This window comes from Cupriavidus sp. SIMBA_020 (assembly GCF_046535395.1).
GTDB lineage: Bacteria > Pseudomonadota > Gammaproteobacteria > Burkholderiales > Burkholderiaceae > Cupriavidus > Cupriavidus campinensis.
In genome coordinates this window covers 1-249 of sequence record NZ_JAWRWU010001288.1, presented here as the reverse complement: position 1 = coordinate 249, position 249 = coordinate 1, and the positions used below count along the sequence as shown (strand labels likewise).

Genomic DNA, 249 nt, shown 5'->3' with positions numbered 1-249 from the left:
ACACTCGCAGTTGCGGATCCGCAAGCCCAAGACTGGAGAGCACGGATGCAACACATCTGACGAAGCGCTCGCAGTGATCCGCAGCATGGCAACCCGATGGTCAGATCAGGACATCGCGGCCTCACTAAACCGGATGGGCATACGCACGGGTCAAGGCAAGACCTGGACTGCGCATCGTGTGAGTTCTGTACGTCGCGTGCGCGATATTTACGCGTACAAGTCGGCTGAGAAGGACGGTGATTGGTTGAC

1 protein-coding gene is annotated in these 249 nt (G+C 57.8%); it reads left to right on the top strand.

The window, feature by feature from the left end; all coding sequences use genetic code 11:
• Positions 1–249, top strand: a 249-nt coding sequence (locus tag SB751_RS33655; protein ID WP_410749451.1) for a recombinase family protein, incomplete at both ends; no start/stop codon positions are given.